Here is a 22,713-nt window from a genome sequence, read left to right as displayed (position 1 = left end):
ATGCATTTGGTACTTTTTACACATCCTAATTTTAAACTATCTCAAAGTATGCCTAGGTATGCTAAGATGATTAAAGATGGAATGATAGCTAGATCTCATACCGTGGAATTATGGACAGCTAGAGGTTATTTTTCAGGATTAATATCTAATGGAACAGTAAAAAAATGGCTTGGATATGTAGATCAATTCTTAGTATTTCCTATTATATTAAAATGGAAATTAAAAAAATACCCATCTAATACCTTATTTGTTTTCACAGATCATGCTCTAGGTCCATGGATTCCTTTAATCTCCGGCCGACCACATATAGTGCACTGTCATGATTTTATGGCTCAACGTTCGGCAATTGGAGAATTACCAGAAAATAAAATAAAATTAACTGGAAGATTATATCAAAAAATTATAAGATCGGGTTACAGAAAAGCAGAGAATTTTATTTCTATATCCCATAATACAAGGTCTGATCTTCATCGGTTTTTAAATAGTAAGCCTAAATTTTCTGAAGTTATATATAATGGATTGAATCAAGATTTTAAGCCGAAAGATAGTGCAATAGCTAGGAAATTATTAGGGGATAATTTTAACTATAATTTGGAGGAAGGTTATATTCTTCATGTGGGTGGAAATCAATTTTATAAAAATAGGATAGGCACTATTAAGATTTATTCTGCCTGGAGAGAGATTTCAAATAAAAAGCTTCCTTTATTAATGGTTGGAGCTCCTCCCACAGAAAAACTACTTCAACTTCGAGCGAATAGTTCTTTTAAAAATGATATATATTTTTTGAATAATATTTCTGATTATGAATTGCAAACGGCTTATCAAGGTGCATCAGTATTAATTTTCCCATCATTGGATGAAGGTTTTGGTTGGCCTATTGCAGAAGCAATGGCTAGTGGGTGTCCAGTAATTACCACTAATAAAACGCCTATGACTGAAGTAGGAGCAGATAGTTGCTTTTATATACCAAGACAGTTTATAAAAAGTACAGAAGATAAGAGTTGGGAGGAAGTATGTGCAGATGTTTTGGAAAATTTGCTAAGCTTATCCAGCAAGGAAAGAGAATTGTTGGTGAAAAGAGGTTTAGAAAATTCTCTTCGTTTTAAAACATCTAGTTCAATATCTCAAATAGAGCAGGCGTATCTCAAGGTTTACGAAAGTTATTAATTATGAAGATATTAAGAGTAATACCATCTATGGATCCAAAACAGGGAGGTCCATGTCAAGGAATTAGAAATAGTATTCCCGCACAAGAGAAATTAGGTGTTATAAATGAAGTATTGACTCTGGATGATCCTGCATCGGCATTTCTCAAGCAAGATAATTTTATAATAAATGCTATTGGACCTTCTAATGGGCCTTATAGTTATTGCTCCGGTCTTAAGGATTGGTTAAAAAATAATTTAGAAAGATTTGATTTAATAATTATTCATGGTTTATGGCAATATCACAGCTATACCACTTATAAAATATGGCGAGAATTAAAGCGCAAATCTCGAAAAGCACCTTCAATATATGTTATGCCACATGGTATGCTAGATCCTTATTTTCAAAGAGCAAAAAGTAGACGATTAAAAGCGATAAGAAATTGGATTTTCTGGAAATTGGTTGAAGGTAATGTCCTTAATAAAACTTCCGGAGTTTTATTTACGTGTGAAGAAGAGTTGTTACTGGCAAGACAAACTTTTAGTCCGTATAACCCGAGATTAGAATTAAATGTTGGATATGGAATTCAGCCTCCTCCATATTTTAAGCATATACATAGCGCAGATTTTCTAGATTCCTGTTCTGGTTTAGATCACAAGAATTACTGGCTGTTTTTAAGTCGGATTCACCCTAAAAAGGGAGTTGATATGCTTATTAATGCTTATACACAATTGGAACAAGAAAACCCTCACTTACCCTCATTAGTAATTGCAGGTCCAGGTATGGAAACTGCGTATGGTAAATATTTGAGGAAATTGGCGGAGGGAAAGAAAATATATTTCCCTGGGATGTTAGAGGGAAATTCCAAGTGGGGAGCTTTTTATGGTTGTAATGCCTTTATATTACCAAGTCATCAAGAAAATTTTGGGATTGCTTTAGTAGAAGCTATGGGCTGTAAGAAACCAGTATTAATAACCAATAAAGTTAATATTTGGAGAGAAATAGATGAGGGGAATGGAGGATTAATCTGTGATGATACAGTATCGGGGGTTAAAAATATGTTGCAAAAATGGTTGAATTTTTCTTCGGATAAAAAATTAAAATATGGAGAAAATTCTTATAAAATTTATCAATCTAATTTTGAAATAGAACATGCATCTTATAAAATGATAGAAGCTTTTAAAAACAATTATAATTATGAAAGAACAGTTATTAATTAATTTAACAGCTTATAATTCTAGTTTTAGTTTCTCTAATAAATTAAAGAGATTAACGTGGAATTTAGCATATTATATATTTTTCCGACCATTTAATCTTGGATATTTTAAAGATTACAGAGCTTTTGTTTTAAGACTGTTTGGAGCAAAGATTGGTAAAAATTCCCATATTTATGCGAGTGTTAAAATCTGGGCGCCTTGGAATCTGGAAATCGGAGAAAATTCTATAATTGGACCCAAGGTAGATTGCTATAATCAAGGAAAGATAACTATAGGTAATCAAACGGTTATCTCTCAAAAAACGTATTTATGTGCATCTTCGCATGACTATAAGATCTTTAATTTTCCCTTAATTAAAAAACCTATCCAAGTTATGGATCAAGTTTGGATTGCTGCTGATGCTTTTATTGGTCCAGGATCTTTTATAGAACAAGGAGCAGTAGTTGCTGCCAGATCTGCTGTTTTTGGTAGAGTAGATTCATGGACTGTGGTAAGAGGAAATCCTGCCACATATGTGAAAAATCGAAATATGACGGAAGTTTACAATGGGCAAATTGTTAAAAATGCCACATCTTTATAAAAACAATTATAGTAATTGGTTTTTGGTTAATTAAATATTAAATTTAAGTACTACTAGAAAACCACCCTACTATTTTAATAGTAATTGATCGAGTTCTAACTTCTTGTTAGAAAAAGATCTTATTTAATTTTATACTCTACAATTTTATTAAGAATTCTCCCCGCTGTATCCCTACATATTTATTGAAGCGTAGATAACTAGATTAGTTATAATCGAGGAATCTACCTTTTTTACTCAGATTTAAAATATTTAAAAACAGTAAAAATATGAGAAAGTCAGCTACTTTTATCTCATTCATGGCAATGGTCCATTTGGGATTTATCGATATAATATTCTTATTAATGCCCTTTCCAACAATCAACTATTTTATTCTAGTCAGTTATAATATTGCTTGGTTTTTAATTGTGTTCCTAATTTGGAATCATAGTTACAATCAATCTAGAAGCTAAAAAATTCTTCGTAACTAATTATTCATTATATGAAAATCTCTATAATCACTATAGTTTATAATAGAGTTGATTTAATTTCAGAATGCATAGAATCTGTGATAAATCAAACCTATGAAAATGTGGAATATATTATTATTGACGGGGCATCAACAGATGGTACTCAAGAAAAAATTGAGGCTTATGGAGATAAAATCGATCATTATATTTCAGAGAAGGACGAAGGAATTTTTGATGCCCTTAATAAGGGTATAAGTAAAGCTTCAGGAGATGTGATAGGTATACTCAATTCTGATGATGTTTTTTATAATTGCAACACACTTAGCAATATTGCTAATGCATTTCACACATCTCAGGCAGATCTTGTATATGCAAAAGGATTATTCGTAGATCGGTTTAACCCGAAAAAGGTGAAAAGAATTTATCCATCTAATCCTTTTAGAAAGTGGTATTTAAATTATGGGTGGATCCCATTGCACACGACCATTTTTGTAAGAAATGAAGTTTTTCAAAAATTTGGTAATTATAATTCAGGATTTGTGATTGCCAGTGATTATGAGATTTCTCTTAGATGGTTTCAAAATGATAAAATTAAAAAGCACTTTTTGAATGAATGGGTAGTTAAAATGCGCTTGGGTGGGCTTAGTACTTCTGCGAGACTACAAATTAAAAAATCTAGAGAAGATCTTAGAATTATAAACTGTTCTAATTTAAACGGCTTCCTTACACTAAGTTTTAAGATTGCTAGAAAAATACCACATTATATTGCCCCGCAATTCATGAGATCTATTACAGTTTGATGAATTATTTCTGCCTTTATTTTTTAAGTTAAAAACATAAATTTTGGTTAGATGTCTGGAAAAATTAAATATTCCTACCTTATTATACCATTTTCGGTTACCGCTCATTTGGTAACCATTAATCTTACATTATATCTTTTAACTCCTGAAACTTATTTTAAAGGGCTGGCTATTTTTGGATATAATGCTTCCTGGCTTTTAATTGCAGTAGGGATGAATTTTTATACTATTGAAAGGAAGGAGCGATTTATTACCAAATTTCATAAATTTCTCAGGCATTATTTTTTGTTTTGTATTTCTTATTTTGCACTTTTCTCTATCCTATCTATTAATTTTTCAATCGGCTATCAGCTTTTTGTGCTCGGTTTTTTATTTTTTATTCTAACCTTTTATCGGTGGTTCTTTTTTTCGTTAAGACGTTTATATAGAGTGGAAGGTGGAAATTTTGTAAATGTAGTTGTAATTGGCAAAGATGATAACTTATCTACAATTCAAAAAACTTTCCAAGAACCCGATTTTGGATATAGATATAGAGGTTATTTCAGTAATAAATTTTCTAATGATAAAGATTATTTGGGAAATATAGAGGAGGGTTTTGGCTACATTTTAGAGAATGATATTGAAGAAATGTATTGTACTATCTCACAGGTAACTAAGAAGGAACTTTCCGAACTTATTTCTTTTGCCGATAATAATTTAAAAAGATTAAAATTAATCCCAGATAACAAGGGGATTTTTACAAGAGCCATGCATGTAGAACTCTTTGATACCGTTCCAGTATTGAATTTAAGAGATTCTCCTTTAGAAAGGAATTATGCAAAATATGGTAAAAGAGCGTTTGATGTTATTTTCTCACTTTTAATTATAGTTTTTATTTTGTCCTGGCTAACCCCTTTGCTATATGTACTATCTCGTATTGAGAATCAAGAATCATTATTTTTTAAGCAGTTAAGACATGGCTATAATAAGAAAGTTTTTTGGTGCTATAAGTTTAGATCTATGGCAGTTAACAAAAATGAAAATTCACAAATGTGTGTGAAAAATGATGTGCGAGTTACTAGGATGGGAAGAGTATTAAGAAAGACAAGTATAGATGAGTTACCTCAATTTTTTAATGTTTTAAGAGGAGAGATGAGTGTAGTGGGACCACGTCCACATATGCAAATGCATACCCTAGAATTTTCTAAATCTGTAGATAAATATTTAGTGAGACATTTTGCTAAACCCGGAATTACGGGATTAGCTCAAATAAAAGGTTATAGAGGAGAAATATCTAAGCCATCGGATATTATTAATAGAACCAGGTATGATATTTTTTATTTGGAAAAATGGTGTCCAATATTAGATCTAAAAATTATAGGTCTAACCGTCACTAATCTTCTTCGCGGTGAAGAAAAAGCATTTTAAAAGCTAGCACTCAATTTAATATTTAAATTATGAACATCTCTAAAATTACTAAAACCGTATTAATCTTTATTTTTCTAATCTTTTTTACCTCATGTGTTTCTCCGAAGCAAATGGTTTATTTTCAAGACAGCAATAACCCTTCAGAAAATATTGCATATCAACATAATGTAAGTCTAGAAATAATGCCGGGAGATTTACTTACTATTAGAGTCTCAGCTTCAGAACAGGAAGCAGCACAACCTTTTAATTTAGTAAAATCTGTTGCTTCCACAGATAGGATAAGTGGAAATGTACAGTTAGAAACTTATATGGTTTCTAATGAGGGAGAAATTGATTTTCCAGTTATAGGAAAAATGGAAGTAAAAGGTCTTACAACTTTCGAACTTTCAGACAAATTAAAGGAAAGAATAAGAGAATATGTAAAGGATGCAATTGTAAATGTGCGTATTCTCAACTTTAAGATTAGCGTTTTAGGAGAAGTTAAAAGCCCGGGAACTTTTACTATTGAGGATGATCACCTTTCATTAGCACAAGCTCTTGGGATGGCTGGCGATTTAACTATTTATGGCAAAAGAGAAAATATTCTTGTAATGCGAGAAGTGGATGGAAGGAAGGTAACAGCACATTTAGATCTCACAGATGGAAATGTTGTTAGCTCCCCATTCTATAGTTTAAGGCAAAATGATGTGATTTATGTTGAACCTAAAGTGTCTAAAGTTCAATCTGCAAGTTCTTTAGGTGTAGCTTCAAGATATCTTTCAATCGCCTCTATTATTGTGTCTTTAGTGATCTTAATAACGAAATAGAAATTTGTTATGGAAAGTAAAAATGAAACATTTATTATTCCTCGAAAACATTCATTAAGAGATGAGTTTGGGAAATATTTAAAATTTTGGCCGTGGTTTTTAATTTGCCTTTTATTAACCATGGGAGCAGCTTGGCTCTATTTAAAATATGCCACTCCAATTTATAAAGCTTCGTCCACAATTGTTATAAATGAGGAGAGTGGTGGTGGTAGCGAATCTGAGATGTCTGCATATTCCTCTATGGGGTTTGTTAATGGCTTACAAAGTAATGATCTAGACAAAGAGCTTGCAATTTTAAAATCAAGGAGATTAATGAGGGAGGTGGTAAAAGCATTAAATATAAATGTTCAATTTTTTAATATGGATGGTCCAATAGAAAAGGAAATGTATAAAAACTTACCATTTTCTTTTCAGATTTTAAAACTGGATGATGAAAAATTAAAAAGGATTAATGGAGTAATATTAGAAATAAGTTATAAAAATGAAAATGAATATAAATTAACAAATAGTAAAAGTGGTAAAATCTATATTCTAGAAGCTGGAAAACCTTTTGATCTTGGATATGCAGATTTAGTAATTGGCAGTGTAAATAAGAAACAAATACCTTTTTCTAATTTAACTGTAAAATTTAATCATTTAGATAAAATTGGATCTTACTATAGGGGGAAAATTCAAATAATTCAAGTTAAAGATAATTCTAATGTATTGGAAATACAGGTTGAAGATCCTGTAAAAGAAAAGACCAAAGATATTATAGATCAATTGATTTTTGAATTTAACCGAGATGCAATTGAGGATAAGAATTTAATTGCGGGAAATACCGCTCAGTTTATCAACAGAAGATTAGATATCATTAACGATGAATTAGAGTCTGTAGAAAGTGGGAAGGAAGAATTTAAAGAAACTAATCGTCTTACCGATCTAGGCGCAGAATCGCAAATGTATATTCAAAATGCGAGTGAATATAATAAGAAACTTCAAGATGTAACAACCCAAATGGAGCTATCTAAAGCAATGTTGGAGTATATCTCATCTGCCTCTAATTCTGAACTTTTACCAGCAAATCTAGGAATTCAAGGAGGAGCTGTGAATCAGCAAATTAATGAGAACAATGATTTAATTTTAGAGCGAAATAGAATATTATCTAGTTCAACTGAAAAGAATCCAACAATTGTAAGGTTAAACAATCAAATAAATCAAATCAGATCAAATATAGTTCAAGGACTTCGCGGAATGCAAACCAATCTACAAATAGCAAGAGATGATCTAAGTAGGCAAGCTTCAAGCATAGGCTCTAGAATTCTTGCGGTTCCATCTCAAGAACGACAGTATCGAGGTATAGAACGCCAACAGGATATTAAGGAGGCATTGTATCTTTTTTTACTGAGAAAAAGAGAGGAAAATTCTCTTGCATTGGCAGTTACAGCTCCTAAGGCAAAAATAGTAGATAAGGCTTATAATACTGGGGGTGTGGTTTCTCCAAATTCTGGAGCGATTTTGTTGGGTAGTTTGGTGCTGGGACTTTTTATTCCTTTTTCTGTAATTTATTTAAAAAGCTTGTTTAATAATAAGATAAGAAGCAGAGAAGATCTTGAAGGGAATCAAGAAATTCCGATTATTGGTGAGGTGCCAAAAATTAAAAGAAAAGAAGGAGTGCTTATTAAGGAAAATGACCGTTCAATTTTAGCTGAATCTTTTCGTATACTTTTATCTAATATGCACTATTTGCGTATTAATTATAAAGATAAAGAAACGGGGGTGATTGCATTTGTAACATCTTCAGTTAAAGGGGAAGGAAAAACTTTTGTATCCCTAAATTTAGGAATAACACTTGCAAATGCCGGACATAAAGTTGTTTTAGTGGGAGGTGATTTAAGAAATCCTAAGTTGAATAAATATGTATCTAAGGAAAACTCAAAACTAGGAGTAAGTGATTATTTGGCGTCTAACGAATTGGAATTAACAAGCTTAATACATAAATCAGAAATCCATGATAATTTAGACTTACTTATTTCAGGAACCATTCCACCGAACCCTTCCGAACTGCTTAATCAGGATAAAACGGGGAAAATGTTCCAAAAGTTAGGGACATTTTACGATTATGTAATTGTAGATACCGCTCCTTCTATGATGGTGGCAGACACTTTTTTTATAACCAAATATGCAGATGTAGTTCTTTATATTGTGAGAGCTGGATATACAGAAAGTAAATTGATGGAATTCGCTACCTCCGCTAAAAAATCTGGATCTATTAAAAATGTAGGATTTATTTTAAATGATGTAAGTAAAGGTAACTTGGGGTACGGGAATAAATATGGATATGGTTATGGTGCGGAAAAGGAGGTTTTTTGGAGAAGGACTTTTAGCTTGAAATAATATAGAAATGATTGGGAATAAATTTATAAGTTTTTTCTTACTAATGTCCTCATTTTTCTTTTGTACCGGCCAAAAGATAGAAAGGAAAATCGTGCAGCCAGATATTATTACACAACAAATCCCAAACGATTCGGAAGATCCTGCAATTTGGGTGAATTATAAATATCCAGCTGAGAGTATCATTTTTGGAACAGATAAAAATATTAAGGGTGCTGTTTATGCCTTTAACCTCAATGGTAATATTATTCCAGAAAAAACGATTTATAATCTTAATGAACCAAATAATATTGATATTGCATATAATGTAATAATAAGCGAGGAATTTAAAGCAGATATTTTAGTTGTTACTGAGAGGGGACGAAAACAGATAAGAATTTTTGCTATTCCCTCTATGCAACCTTTAGATAATGGCGGTTTAGCAGTATTTGTTGGAGAACCAGATAAATATAATGAACCTATGGGAGTTGCTTTTTATAATTCCCCTGTAGATAAATCAACCTATATTATAGTTAGTAGGAAAAATGGACCTGTGTCAGACTATCTTTATCAATATAAACTCATGCCCGATGATGGAGCCTTAGATTTAAAATTAGTAAGGAAGTTTGGTACATTTAGTAATGAACAAGAAATAGAAGCAATAGCAGTAGATAGCGACCTAGGATTTATTTATTATGCTGATGAATCTAAGTGTATTCGAAAATATTATGCAGAACCCCTTAAGGGAAATATGGAATTAGGCTGTTTTGGTGAAGGTTTATTTGAGGGCGATATTGAAGGTATAGCCATTGCAAATTTTAAAAATGGTGCTGGGTATATTATTGTTTCTAATCAGAAAAAAGGGACTTTCAATATCTTTTCCAGAAAAAGTAATGAATTTATTGGAGAGATCAATTTAAATACAAAACAAACAGATGGTTGCGAAGTGGTTACCATTCCACTAAATAACACATTTAAGAAAGGACTATTCGCTGCGATGAATAATGATAGAAATTATTATTTTTACGACCTTGAAAAACTTGGTTTATTCGAACTAAATTAAGTTTCCAATTTAATATAAGAATTAAATTTTTTTAAAAAAATCAGCTATTCAAAGTAGTTGGTTTTTTAAAGAGAAAATTTGAGTTTTAATTTCTAGAGAGGTAGTTTCACGAATAAATTACTCAGAGGGGTTTCTTATGTTTAATAGTAAAACTTCTTCTTGATCACTAAATATAATGACCTCTTTCCCATTCAATCTAGCCTTCTGTTTTAAACCCGATAACAGTTTTACTCCAGCCTTATCTAAATACTTTAAATCACTTAAATCTAATATTAGAGTTTCAAAATGATAAAGTACCATTTCAAGATCTAACTGAATTTCAAAAGAATTAGCATAAGTAATTTGTCCTTTTAGCTCGACAATGAATTCTTCTTGATCTGGAAGTGTGTGAAACATTAGTTTAATTTGTTTACGTTAAGGTAAGATTACTTGTTTCTGAACTTCTATTAATACGATGAGATTGACTATTTCTTAGTCGAATAGGTATAACTAAAACGTGAATGAACTAATAATGAGTTTGTTAGAAGGTGAAGTGTTATGAAAACCTTCTTATTATGAAATATAATTTTTACTGATTTTTTAGTTTTTCTATTACCGACGCGGGTAGCTTAGAAGAATAATTATCCAAAATAAGATTAAAAACTAGCTTCCATTCAGGATTATTCCTATCTAAAAGCGACTCCTTATTTTGTTTCAATTTTTCTAAAACAAGATTTAGTGAATATAGAGGGAAGGCTTCTTGGTATTCCTCCAAATTTTTAATTGATTGGATTACATCTCTATTAAGTATGCTTTTTAGTACATCTATTAATATTTGAGAAGCATCATTCTTACACCACAGTAAGAATAAGAACATGGAATTGGGTTAAACTATTCTAACTACAGGCAATAGCATTCTAGCTTTACTTTCATAGTTACTGCAATATCTGTAGCAGTTTTATTCCGGGAAGAAATGATAGAATTTTAAATTAGTGGAATAAAAAAATTCCGCTGTATTGCTACAAACGGAATTTTACAACTAAAGGTTGTTGGAGTATTTAATTTTATTCTTGAACTTTAAATATGATGGGAATTGCATATTGAACAATCACAGGATTTCCTCTTTGTTTTCCTGGTTTCATTTTAGGCAAAGCCTGGATAACCCGTTTTGCTTCTTCTTCTAATTTAGGATGTGGAGCACGAGCGCCTATATCCACGATATCACCATTTGTATCAATCTTAAACATCACGTTTATTTTGTTAATTCCTTTTAAACCTAATTGACTTCCTAGCGCTGTATTAAATTCTTTATTGATGAATTTTGTGATTTTCTCACTCATACAATTTTTTCTCTCTACATTATTGCTTAAGCTTTCACAGCCAGGGAATATTGGAACATCTTCTATTAATATAAATGGTACTGTTTCTACTTCTACAACCTTTTTCACCTCTTTTATGTCTTCCATTTCAGCGATGGGTTCATTATCTATTTCTGAAGATTTAATAGGATCCTCTTCTATGTCTTCATCATCTAATATCAATTTAATCTCATCTGGAGCTACAGGTATCTCTGGTGGAGGAGGCGTAGGTAAAATAGTAATGGGAATTTCCAACTCCTCTATGGGTGTTGTTACAAATTGATCTTGATTAATTTCTGCTGTTTCGTAAGAACGCCATTGTACAATGAAATAGGCCAGAAGAAGCACGAGAATTAAACCAATTTGTAAGAAGAATACGGTTCGCTTGTTAAGATCTGCTTTTGTAGTTTTTTTTACTTCCATAATTTTTTGAAGATTTAAAAATGAATAGAAAAGTTAATCTGGTTGCGATGAATAATTATCAAATAATATGCCTAAAACATGGTTTTTTGATAATTATTTAATATCACGATAATAATTATTATAAAAAAAACTGTAATAGACTTAATGATTATAAAAAAGGGGGAGTATTTTGTAATGTAGTAGATAGATCACTTTGCATAAGAAGTAGCAAAATAAAATTGAAATCTATTTAAGATTACGTTGTTTATGTCTAGAGGATAAAAAATAATGCCAGAAGTATGTTATGGATATGATATACTTTTGGATTTATACTGAAATTCTTGGTTTACATTTTAAAGGCTTCATCTATTTTCTTGGTATCTACAAATTGCTGGAAGCTTATTATTTTTCCATCTTTCAGTGTGAATAGATGTGCAACTTGTGCATCATAAGTAGCTGCATTATCCTTTATTTTTGCATTATATCTTAATGTAGCAAGAACCTTATTGTTGCTCATTTCGTGCAATTCTATGTCATTCAGTTTAAAATATTCATGATCTGCACCAATCTTTGCAAATACTCCGTTTAATACTGCTTCTGGCCCTATATAGGGATTTCCACTTGCATAAGAATTACCCTCAGCCTCATTCCAAACTATTTCTGGATCCATCGTACTTAAAGCAGCTGGAATGTCACCAATTGAAAAAGCTTCGTACAAGCTGTTAATTACGGCCTTATTATTTGGATCTGAGATTAATCCTAGTTGACTGTAAAATTCCATATTATCCATAAAATCTTGTTCTTGTAGAATCTTAGCATTTTTCATTTTAACAAGTGTAACACCTTGAACCTTTACTTCTTTTCCAGTGGGAGGGATACCAAAGAAATCTCCCGTGTGTTTTCCTTTAAAATTCCAGTGTTTTACAATTTTATCTTCCTGTCCAAAAGCATCAATTATGGTAAATTCAATCTCAGAAAAACCGGTTAGAAAATTTTGGTAATATGCTTTAAAATTTTCGATTCCTACTATGTTTTCAGGCCTCATAACAATAGTGGCATTTTTATCGAAATTTTCACTATTTATCTTTTCAATTTCTCCATTATTAATTATTGCATCCCATACTTCAGAATACATTGTCAAATTTTTATCTATATCATTATTTTGTGCAGATATTACAGATGCGAAGAATAGACTTAAGACAGTGCATATTAATTGTTTTTTCATAATGATCTCTTTTTGAAGACAGAATTCCTAATTATTTGCTTTTAGTTGTAATCTAAAGATAGTCAAATAGTTGTAATAATTTAGAGGCCAGTTAGGAACGCGAAATATTCAACTATTTCAAGTTTTTTTAGCTATCTAAAAAAGGAGGTTTTATAAAAACAATGTATAGGAGATATGATTAGGCGGAGAATCCTTCCATATATTACTAATGTCTTCTGAATACTATTTAATAAGATTGTAGTGTAAGTAAACTATTTCTTGAAGATTAATTTAAAAGTAGTTCCTTCATTTACCTTACTAGTTACAGATATTTTACCACCTAAACTTTCCATATGGCTTTGAACTAGATATAGTCCTATTCCTTTGCTATCGGCATTATCATGAAAACTTTGATGTAAGCCAAAGATGGAACCTTCCACCTTTTCCATGTCAAATCCAATTCCGTTATCTGTAAATAAAAGTTGAACCCCATTTTTCACCTTAGTAGATTTTATGGTAATAGCTGGAGCTATTTTTGGGTTGGAATATTTAATGGAATTAGAAATAAGATTAAGTAATATACTTTGCAAATAAAAAGAACTAAAATTCACTTCTGGAGCTTCAGAAAAATCCACCTCAAAATTGGCATTTGATTTTTGAGCCACAGTATTAATTGAGTTTAGTACCATAAAAAAGGTTTCCTCTAGGCTTAGAGCTTCCACCTGTATATTTATTTTTTTCTCTTGACTCACAGCGTCAACGTATTTATCTAAGGTGCTTTTCATTTGGATAGTAGAAGAATTGAGTAATTCTATATACTCTAGCGTTTGTTCGTCTTCTATCTTAGAAAGATCTAATAAATTGAAAAGCGATAGTAAATTGTTCACAGGCGCCCTTAGGTCATGAGTTGTAGTATAAGTGAATTTCTTAAGATCGCTATTTAATTTTGCGAGATCTATTAGCAGCAAATTTCTTTCTTCCTCTAGTTTTTTAACATGAGTTATATCCTTTGCTATGGCATAAATTAACCGGCTTTCTGGTTCCGAAACAGATGTCCATGACAACCATATAATATTACCGCTTTTAGTAAGATATCTATTTTCGAAATTTAAAACAGGGTTTTTCTCCCTAAGATTATCTCTAAAACGTGAGGTGTTTAATTTATCTTCAGAATATATAAAATTACTAACCGGGCTATCAATCAGCTCCTCCATTTTATATCCTAATATTTTGGAAAAGGCGGGATTTACTTTTTTTAAATTCCCTTTGTAATCTGCAATACAAACTATATCTGATGTTAACTGAAATAACTGCTCAAGATCAAAAGGTGTTTGAGTTCCTATACCTGGAAGGATTGAATTGCTAGCACTTTTCATAAGTAGGAAAAATAACAGTTTGTTTTAACAACTGCAAGTTAGTCTAAAAATTAATTTAGATATCTATTAAAATAGAGCTACTTAGGATATATTTTAAAGTGAGTAATATGTAAATATGAAATTATAATATTTTATATAACACCACTATTTACAATTAACAATTATAGATTTCTGTAAATCGGAGATTTTTTTTTGTAAATTAATTGCTTATATAAATTTTAATGAAGATTATACATATAAGTGCCGAATGTTTTCCAATAGCAAAGGTAGGAGGATTGGCAGACGTTGTAGGGGCTTTGCCTAAGTATCAGAATAATGTAACAACTATAAGTCAGGTTGTTATGCCTTTCTACAATAATAAATTCACTCAAGAGAATAAGTTTAAAAGCATATATAAAGGTATTTTAAAGCTGGGAACAGATTCTATAGATTTTAAGATCTTAATTCCTGAATTAAATACCTTAGGTTACGATCTCTTCCTTGTAGATATTCCAAAATTGTTATTTACAGATTATGTGTATTCTGATAACGATACCGAGAGATTTCTGGCTTTTCAAATTGCTGCTTTAGATTGGATCCTTCAAAATAAAAAATTACCAAATATTATACATTGCCATGATCATCATACTGGTTTGATTCCCTTTATGATGTCTCATGCTAATAATTATAGAGAATTAAAGAATATTCCTTCTGTATTTACTATTCATAATGCCCAATATCAGGGTTGGTTCTCTCATGATAAAATAGATCTTCTTCCTTCTTTTCCTTTGTCCCTTATAGGTTTATTAGATTGGAATAATTGCGTAAATCCATTGGCTACAGCAATAAAATGTGCCTGGCTTGTTACTACTGTTTCTCCAAGTTATATGGAAGAATTGAAAGTGAAAGCAAATGGCCTGGAAAGTTTAATTACTTCGGAAAGTCAAAAATGTATTGGCATCCTGAACGGAATAGATATCAAGGTTTGGAATCCCGAAACCGATGATCTTATCCAAGCGAAATATAATAGTTCTAATTGTAATAATGGTAAAAAGGCATCAAAGGATTGGTTATGTGAAAAGTTTAGTTTAGATCCTGAAAAACCATTATTCGTTTTTATAGGTAGATTGGTGGGCGAAAAGGGAGCCGATCTTTTCTACGAATTGTTCGAGCATGCTTTAAAAAATCTGGATATTTCTATTCTTTTATTAGGTTCTGGGAGCAAGCAGATAGAAGAGCAATTATCTAAGCTTACCAGCAAATATCCAAACTCGTATAATGCATATATAGGTTATGATGAGGCATTGTCTCACAATATGTATGCAGGGGGCGATTTTTTATTAATGCCTTCTCGTGTAGAACCTTGTGGACTTAATCAGATGTATTCCTTAAGATACGGTACCATTCCAATTGTTAATAAAATAGGTGGGTTAAAAGATACCGTTATAGATGTTTCTAAAAATGGTTTTGGATTCGTGCACACAGAGAACACGGTAGAGGGGATTTTTAATTCCATGAAAAGAGCCAGCCAATTTTATAATGACACTTCAAAATTTAAAGACACCAGAAAAACGATCATGCAAATAGATCATTCCTGGGATGAGTCGGCACAGCAATATGTTAGTTTATATAAATCTTTAATTCAGAATTTATGATCAATGACAAGGTATTAGCAATTATTATGGGCGGTGGCCAAGGTTCCAGATTATATCCTTTAACAGCAACACGGTCTAAACCCGCAGTTCCAATAGCAGGAAAATATAGATTGGTAGATATTCCAATTTCTAATTGTATCAACTCCGATATAAAGCGAATGTTCGTGCTCACGCAATTCAATTCTGCTTCATTAAATACACATATTAAAAACACCTACCATTTCAGTTTTTTTAGTTCAGCATTTGTAGATGTTTTGGCGGCAGAGCAGACTCTTCAAAATAACACTTGGTTTCAAGGAACTGCAGATGCTGTTAGGCAAAGTATGCATCATTTCCTAAACCATGATTTTGAATATGCACTTATTTTATCTGGAGATCAATTATATCAAATGGATTTTAATAATATGCTGCAAGCGCATATAGATAGTGATGCAAAAATATCTATTGCTACTTTACCAGTGACAGAAAAGGATGCTACTTCCTTCGGAATTCTTAAAACAGATGAAAGCAACTTAATCACATCTTTTATAGAAAAGCCAAAGACAGAGCTTTTGAAGGATTGGACTTCGCCGGTTAGTGATGAGATGAGTGCAGAGGGGAGAAATCATTTAGCTTCCATGGGTATCTATATTTTCAATAAAGATCTTTTGGTAGAACTTATGAATGATGAGTCCACTGTCGACTTTGGGAAAGAGATCATCCCGCAGAATATCCATAAACATAAAACGCTTAGCTATCAATTTGAAGGTTATTGGACAGATATTGGGAATATAGAATCTTTCTTTGAAGCCAACTTAGGTTTAACCGATGATATTCCAAAATTTGACCTTTATAATAGTGCTAAGCGAATATATACACACGCAAGATTACTTCCTACCACCAAGATATCGGGCACAGTTCTTCACAAAGCCGTAATTGCAGATGGATGTTTGATAACTGCTTCTAAGATAGAGCGTTCTGTTATTGGAATTCGTTCTAGAATAGGTAGCGGTACTGTAGTAAGCAATACTTATATGATGGGGAGTGATAGTTACCAAACATTGGATGATTTAAAAGATAGAGATACTAAGATTCCAATGGGAATTGGGGAAAATTGCAGTATTAATAATGCGATTCTAGATAAGAACTGTTGTATTGGAAATAATGTGAAAATAAATGGAAATGCGCAGTTAGAAGAAAAAGAAACAGACACTTATTTTATAAAGGAAGGAATTGTAGTTATAAAAAAGGGAGCTGTTATTCCCGATGGCTATGAAATTTAAATTTCTTTTTTTAGGAAGTAATTTCGTCACCCTGAATTTATTTCAGGGTCTCAACTAATTGTTATAATTTATAGAGTTATGAGATTCTGAAACAATTCCGATATCTATCGGAACAGAATGATGCCCATTATTAGTTAATGCCACTTTATGAATATCAATCTTTTAATTAGCAGTCAATAATATGTCTAAAGTAATAGCTCACAGTTTATTTACAGATTTTGATATTTCTTTATTCAAAGCTGGCAAACATTTTAAACTTTACGAAAAATTTGGTGCGCATACAATCCAATTAGATGGAGAAGAGGGCGTGTATTTTTCGGTTTGGGCTCCTTCTGCTAAATCTGTTGCAGTAATTGGCGATTTTAATTATTGGGACGGGGATGAACATTTGCTTAACGTGCGTTGGGATTCATCCGGAATTTGGGAAGGTTTTATTCCATTAGCAAAAAAAGGAATGCGCTATAAGTTCAAGATCACTTCCAATAATAACGATATTATTACTGAAAAAGTAGATCCTTACGCGCATTATTTTGAAAGATCTCCAAATACAGCTTCAATTATTTGGGACATTAAGGATTATCTATGGAAAGATAAAAATTGGATGGGTTATAGAAAGGATAAAAACGATCTAGATAAACCTTATTCAGTTTACGAAGTACAACTGGGTTCTTGGAAAAAAAATACAGAAGGTGAATTTCTCACCTACAAAGAACTAGCTGAAGATTTGGTGAAATATGTGAAGGAGATGAATTTCACACACGTGGAGCTTATGCCAATTATGGAATATCCTTACGACCCTTCATGGGGATATCAACTTATAGGGTATTTTGCACCAACTTCTCGCTTTGGATCTCCTCAGGATTTTATGTTTTTAATAGATGCTTTTCATCAGAATGATATTGGCGTGATCCTAGACTGGGTTCCTGCACATTTTCCATCAGACAATCATGGTTTGGGTCTATTCGATGGGACTCATCTTTATGAACATCCAGATACTAAAAAGGGATATCATCCAGATTGGAAAAGTTTGATCTTTAACTATGAGCGAAATGAAGTTCGTTCCTTTTTAATTAGCAATGCGCTATTCTGGCTGGAATATTATCATATTGATGGGCTACGTGTAGACGCTGTAGCTTCAATGATCTATCTAGATTATTCCAGAGAAGACGGGGAGTGGGAACCAAATATATTTGGTGGAAATCAGAATTTGGAGGCTGTGTCTTTCTTAAAAGAATTCAATACAGCGGTTTATAACAATTTTGAAGGAGTGCAAACCATAGCAGAAGAATCTACTGCTTTTCCGGGTGTTACAAAACCTGTAGATCAAGGAGGCCTAGGTTTTGGAATGAAGTGGATGATGGGCTGGATGCATGATACATTGGCATATTTCAGTAAAGATCCCATTCATAGAAAATTTCATCAGAATGAGTTGACGTTTAGTTTGGCTTATGCCTTTACAGAAAACTTTATGTTACCACTTTCTCATGATGAGGTAGTTCATGGTAAAAAGTCACTTTTAAGCAAGCAACCCGGGGATGAGTGGCAACGATTTGCTAATTTAAGAACCTTATATGGTTTCATGTTTATGCACCCTGGAGCGAAACTCTTATTTATGGGCGCTGAATTTGCCCAATATGAAGAATGGAATTTTGAAAAGAGTTTAGACTGGAATTTGCTGGAGTTTCTTCCGCATCAAGGAATGCTGAATTTCGTTAAAGACCTCAATCTATTTTATAAAGAAACACCAGCACTTTATGAAAAAGCATTTAGTACTGACGGATTTGAGTGGCTCGCCTACGATGACAATGAAAATTCGGTGGTGTCCTTTTTAAGAAAGGGTCATGATGCCGAAAATGATGTGATCGTCGTGTGTAATTTCACACCTACTGTAAAGGAGAATTATAAAATTGGACTTACTAAACCAGGACAAATAAAGGAAATCTTCAACAGCGATTTATTGCCTTATGGGGGTAGCGGAATTAGTAATTCTGAAAATATCAAGGTTTCTCAGGAAGCATGGAATCAACGAAATTATTCAGCAATAATCACCTTACCGCCTTTAGGAATAGTGGTTTTTCAACACATGAAATTATAATTGCAAAATACTGTGAATTAGGAGTTTTAATTGCGTTTTATGTAATAAATGCCCTTTATTATTATGGAATTGCACGCTTTAGATTTTGCTTTTTTTAGTACGTTTACACCTTATTTTTTAGCACCCTAACTATGATCACTAATACAGAATTAGAATTAAAAGGAAATCAATTTCCAAACCATATAGTTTCCTATAATAAGAACATCGATGTTCTGGATTTTAAAACAGAAAATGATGTAACTCTTCAAATTACAATTGTTAGAGATAGTGTAATAAGATTTCGATATTCCACAACTTCTAATTTCGATAATGACTTCTCCTATGCTATTACTAAATACGCAAGCACCGGCTATAATTTTTTGGAAATAGAGGAAGAGGAGGAACAGTATATTATTACCACTCAAAAGCTTATTTGCCATGTAAATAAGCAAGATCTAAAAGTGAACATTTATGATGCAAAGGATAAAAGCCTTATAAGTCATGATGAACTTGGTTTTCACTGGGAAGAAAGCTACGAATTTGGTGGTGACATCGTGAAAATGAGTAAAACCTCTCAGGATGGAGAAAGCTACTATGGCCTAGGAGATAAACCATCTCATTTAAACCTTAAAGGAAAGCGTTTTGAAAATTGGGTGACAGATTCTTATGCATATGGCAAGGATACAGATCCTATTTATAAAGCAATACCCTTTTATACCGGCTTACATCACGGGAAATCTTACGGAATATTTTTCGACAATACTTTTAGATCATTTTTTGATTTTGCTCATGAACGTAAAAACGTCACCAGCTTTTGGGCACAGGGAGGGGAGATGAATTATTATTTTATCTATGGTCCAAAAATGACCGATGTGGTTGCTAACTATACCGATCTAACAGGAAAACCACATCAATTACCTGCGCTTTGGACGCTTGGATATCATCAATGCAAATGGAGTTATTATCCGGAATCGAAGGTAAAGGAGGTAACGGCTAAATTTAGAGAACTTCAAATACCTTGTGACGCTATCTATTTGGATATAGATTATATGGAAGGTTTTAGATGTTTTACCTGGAACAAAGAATACTTCCCAGATCCAAAAGGGATGGTGCAGGAGTTGCTAGAAGATGGATTTAAAACTATCGTCATTATAGATCCGGGAATTAAAATAGATAAGGATTACGAAGTCTATAAAGAAGGAATAGAAAACGATTATTTCTGTAGACGTGCCGATGGTCCTTATATGAAAGGAAAAGTATGGCCCGGGGAATGTTATTTTCCGGATTTCACTAACCCAAAAGTGAGGGATTGGTGGTCTGGATTATTTAAAGAACTTATAGAGGATATTGGGGTAAAAGGTGTTTGGAATGATATGAATGAACCTGCCGTGATGGAGGTTCCCAACAAAACATTTCCCGATGATGTAAGACATGATTACGATGGAAACCCTTGTAGCCATAGGAAAGCCCATAATATTTATGGGATGCAAATGGCTAGAGCTACTTATCAGGGTTTAAAAAAGTTTGGATACCCTAAGAGGCCTTTTGTAATTACTCGTGCCGCATATGCCGGAACACAACGTTACACCTCTTCTTGGACAGGAGATAATATAGCCACTTGGGAACATTTATGGATCGCCAATGTGCAAGCACAACGAATGGCGCTATCCGGATTTTCATTTATAGGAAGTGATATTGGAGGATTTGCAGAACAGCCCAATGGAGAACTCTATGCTCGTTGGATCCAATTAGGAGTATTTCACCCATTTTGTAGAACGCATTCTTCAGGAGACCATGGCGAACAAGAACCATGGATGTTTGGAGAAGAGATCACCGGGATAGTGAAAAAATTCATTGAACTTAGGTATCAACTTTTACCTTATTTATACACTTCATTTTGGCATTACTTAAATGAAGGAACACCAATATTAAAATCTTTGGTATTGTATGATCAGGAAGATATTCAAACTCATTATAGAACAGATGAATTTATATTTGGAGATCAAATACTTGTGTGTCCAATAATTGAAGCCAATTCTAAGGGAAGAAGATTATATCTTCCAAAGGGAAACTGGTATAATTACTGGAATAATGAAGTTAGCTCTGGAGGAAAAGAGCATTGGGTAGAGGCAGATCTGGATAGTATGCCGATTTTCGTGAAAGAGGGAGCAATAATTCCTAAATACCCAATTCAACAATATGTGGGTGAAAAAGAGATAGATGAAGTTGGTCTAGATGTTTATTTCAAAACAGGAAAAGAAAATTCTTTTCTGTTCGATGATGCTCACGATGGCTACGATTATACCAAGGGAAGATTCAGCTTAAGAACTTTTAAACTTACGGGGAAAACAAATGAGTTGATCATTCAGCAACACAAAGCTGGAACCTTTATCACGAGTTATAAAACCTTTAAATTAAAATTGATAGGCTTGCCATTCAAGATCTCCAAGATCCAGGTAGATAACGAAGAAATAGCACTTGAATCCTTAAAGGTGAATGGAGATAACACATTGATCATAGATAAAGATTTCACTGAGTTACATATCATGGAGTAGTGCTGAAGTAAACCTCAAATATTATAAAGCAAAAATCCTGTAAACAATAGGTTTATGGGATTTTTTGTGTTTTATAACGCCTAATTTTTATGATGAATTATAAAACTAAAGATATATATTACTTCTGAACGCAAGCTAATTTGCCATTCAAACTTAGAGCGTCTATTCTTTCAGGGCTTACAAATTAATGTTAATTCCAATTATATTTTAGCTTGAATACTTAATTTTAATACAGACAAATATTTCCACTTGTCTAATTAAAATGAGTTAAGTATGAGATCAATTTGGAATGGCTCAATAAGCTTCGGACTAGTTTCAATACCTATTAAATTGTATTCTGGTTCAGAAGATAGAAAGCTGGATTTAGATATGCTTGATAGACACGATAATGCCCGAATTCGGTATAAACGAGTTAATGAAGATACCGGGAAAGAAGTAGAATGGAAAGATATTGTAAAAGGATTCAAAAAAGATGAAAGTTATATAGTTTTGGAAAAGGAGGACTTTGAACAAGCTAATTTGAAAAAAAGTAAGACTATAGATATTGAGGAGTTTATAAATGAAGCAGATGTGGCTGATGTACTCTTTAAAAAACCCTATTTCCTGGAACCCCAAAAAGAAGGGGGGAAATCTTATAACTTATTACGAGATGCATTAAAAAAAACTAAAAAAGTGGGAGTTGCAACCTTTGTTATGCGCCAAAAGGAACACCTCAGTCTTATTGGTATTTATAAAAATGCACTTGTACTTCATGTTATTAGATTCGATGATGAAATTCGAGATCCAAGCGAGCTTAAATTACCATCTACTAAGATTTCAAAAAAAGAAGTAGATATGGCTATTAATTTAATTGACCAGTACACCGATAAATTTGACCTTGAAAAATATAAGGATGTGTACAATGAACAATTGATGAAAATAATTGATTCGAAATCTACAGGGAAAGTAAAGAAACCCGAAAAATTTGAAAGTAAGCCGACTCCTGCCAAAGATCTCATGGCACAACTTAAAGCTAGTTTAGAGAAGAAAAAGAAGAGTAAAGCCTCCTAGAT

18 protein-coding genes are annotated in these 22,713 nt (G+C 32.4%); 13 read left to right on the top strand and 5 right to left on the bottom strand.

Features of this window, described 5'->3' with window-relative positions:
- The 8 genes from BC962_RS10855 (at position 1) to BC962_RS10820 (ending at position 9,817) form a co-directional block, all read left to right on the top strand.
- The gene (locus BC962_RS10855; RefSeq protein WP_121346008.1) at positions 1-1,167 is read left to right on the top strand and encodes a glycosyltransferase family 4 protein; all 1,167 of its coding nucleotides are present in this window, start codon (positions 1-3) and stop codon (positions 1,165-1,167) included.
- Positions 1,168-1,169: 2 nt separating this feature from the next.
- Complete coding sequence (locus tag BC962_RS10850; RefSeq protein WP_121346007.1) at positions 1,170-2,366, top strand: glycosyltransferase; 1,197 nt, start codon at positions 1,170-1,172, stop codon at positions 2,364-2,366.
- Positions 2,344-2,943 carry an LbetaH domain-containing protein gene (locus BC962_RS10845; protein WP_121346006.1) on the top strand — a complete coding sequence of 200 codons (600 nt, stop codon included), beginning with the start codon at positions 2,344-2,346 and terminating at the stop codon, positions 2,941-2,943. Before BC962_RS10850 ends, BC962_RS10845 begins: the two co-directional genes overlap by 23 nt.
- A 478-nt stretch (positions 2,944-3,421) precedes the next feature.
- A complete protein-coding gene (locus BC962_RS10840; RefSeq protein ID WP_121346005.1) occupies positions 3,422-4,189 on the top strand; it encodes a glycosyltransferase family 2 protein in 768 nt (255 codons plus the stop codon).
- Positions 4,190-4,240: 51 nt separating this feature from the next.
- Positions 4,241-5,596 carry an exopolysaccharide biosynthesis polyprenyl glycosylphosphotransferase gene (locus tag BC962_RS10835; protein ID WP_245984141.1) on the top strand — a complete coding sequence of 452 codons (1,356 nt, stop codon included), beginning with the start codon at positions 4,241-4,243 and terminating at the stop codon, positions 5,594-5,596.
- 29 nt (positions 5,597-5,625) lie between these two features.
- Positions 5,626-6,402, top strand: a complete 777-nt coding sequence (locus tag BC962_RS10830; protein WP_121346004.1) for a polysaccharide biosynthesis/export family protein — start codon at positions 5,626-5,628, stop codon at positions 6,400-6,402.
- Positions 6,403-6,411: 9 nt separating this feature from the next.
- Entirely contained in the window at positions 6,412-8,778 is a 2,367-nt protein-coding gene (locus BC962_RS10825) for a GumC family protein (protein WP_121346003.1), read from the top strand.
- Positions 8,779-8,785: 7 nt separating this feature from the next.
- Positions 8,786-9,817 carry a phytase gene (locus tag BC962_RS10820; RefSeq protein WP_245984140.1) on the top strand — a complete coding sequence of 344 codons (1,032 nt, stop codon included), beginning with the start codon at positions 8,786-8,788 and terminating at the stop codon, positions 9,815-9,817.
- Between the two features lie 117 nt (positions 9,818-9,934).
- Here the strand turns inward: BC962_RS10820 and BC962_RS10815 are convergent, their stop codons facing one another.
- The 5 genes from BC962_RS10815 to BC962_RS10795 form a co-directional block, all read right to left on the bottom strand.
- On the bottom strand, positions 9,935-10,213 hold the full coding sequence (locus BC962_RS10815) for an STAS domain-containing protein (protein ID WP_121346002.1): 279 nt from the start codon (positions 10,211-10,213) through the stop codon (positions 9,935-9,937).
- A 172-nt stretch (positions 10,214-10,385) separates the two neighbouring features.
- Positions 10,386-10,673, bottom strand: a complete 288-nt coding sequence (locus BC962_RS10810) for a hypothetical protein (protein WP_121346001.1) — start codon at positions 10,671-10,673, stop codon at positions 10,386-10,388.
- 187 nt (positions 10,674-10,860) lie between these two features.
- On the bottom strand, positions 10,861-11,577 hold the full coding sequence (locus tag BC962_RS10805; protein WP_121346000.1) for an energy transducer TonB: 717 nt from the start codon (positions 11,575-11,577) through the stop codon (positions 10,861-10,863).
- Between the two features lie 325 nt (positions 11,578-11,902).
- Entirely contained in the window at positions 11,903-12,781 is an 879-nt protein-coding gene (locus BC962_RS16505) for a nuclear transport factor 2 family protein (RefSeq protein ID WP_121345999.1), read from the bottom strand.
- 251 nt (positions 12,782-13,032) lie between these two features.
- Positions 13,033-14,136, bottom strand: a complete 1,104-nt coding sequence (locus tag BC962_RS10795; protein ID WP_121345998.1) for a PAS domain-containing sensor histidine kinase — start codon at positions 14,134-14,136, stop codon at positions 13,033-13,035.
- Positions 14,137-14,357: 221 nt separating this feature from the next.
- Between BC962_RS10795 and BC962_RS10790 the strand changes: the two genes are divergently transcribed.
- The 5 genes from BC962_RS10790 (at position 14,358) to ku (ending at position 22,711) form a co-directional block, all read left to right on the top strand.
- Positions 14,358-15,770 (top strand): glycogen synthase, encoded by a 1,413-nt coding sequence (locus tag BC962_RS10790; RefSeq protein ID WP_121345997.1) that lies wholly within the window; start codon positions 14,358-14,360, stop codon positions 15,768-15,770.
- Positions 15,767-17,032 carry a glucose-1-phosphate adenylyltransferase gene (locus BC962_RS10785; RefSeq protein ID WP_121345996.1) on the top strand — a complete coding sequence of 422 codons (1,266 nt, stop codon included), beginning with the start codon at positions 15,767-15,769 and terminating at the stop codon, positions 17,030-17,032. Before BC962_RS10790 ends, BC962_RS10785 begins: the two co-directional genes overlap by 4 nt.
- 181 nt (positions 17,033-17,213) lie before the next feature.
- Positions 17,214-19,127 (top strand): 1,4-alpha-glucan branching protein GlgB, encoded by a 1,914-nt coding sequence (gene glgB / locus BC962_RS10780; protein WP_121345995.1) that lies wholly within the window; start codon positions 17,214-17,216, stop codon positions 19,125-19,127.
- A gap of 131 nt (positions 19,128-19,258) precedes the next feature.
- Entirely contained in the window at positions 19,259-21,661 is a 2,403-nt protein-coding gene (locus tag BC962_RS10775; RefSeq protein WP_121345994.1) for a glycoside hydrolase family 31 protein, read from the top strand.
- 273 nt (positions 21,662-21,934) lie between these two features.
- Positions 21,935-22,711 carry a non-homologous end joining protein Ku gene (gene ku, locus BC962_RS10770; RefSeq protein ID WP_121345993.1) on the top strand — a complete coding sequence of 259 codons (777 nt, stop codon included), beginning with the start codon at positions 21,935-21,937 and terminating at the stop codon, positions 22,709-22,711.
- Positions 22,712-22,713: the final 2 nt, after the last annotated feature.

This window comes from Gillisia mitskevichiae (assembly GCF_003634585.1).
Lineage (GTDB): Bacteria > Bacteroidota > Bacteroidia > Flavobacteriales > Flavobacteriaceae > Gillisia > Gillisia mitskevichiae.
This window is presented reverse-complemented; position numbering and strand designations above follow the sequence as displayed.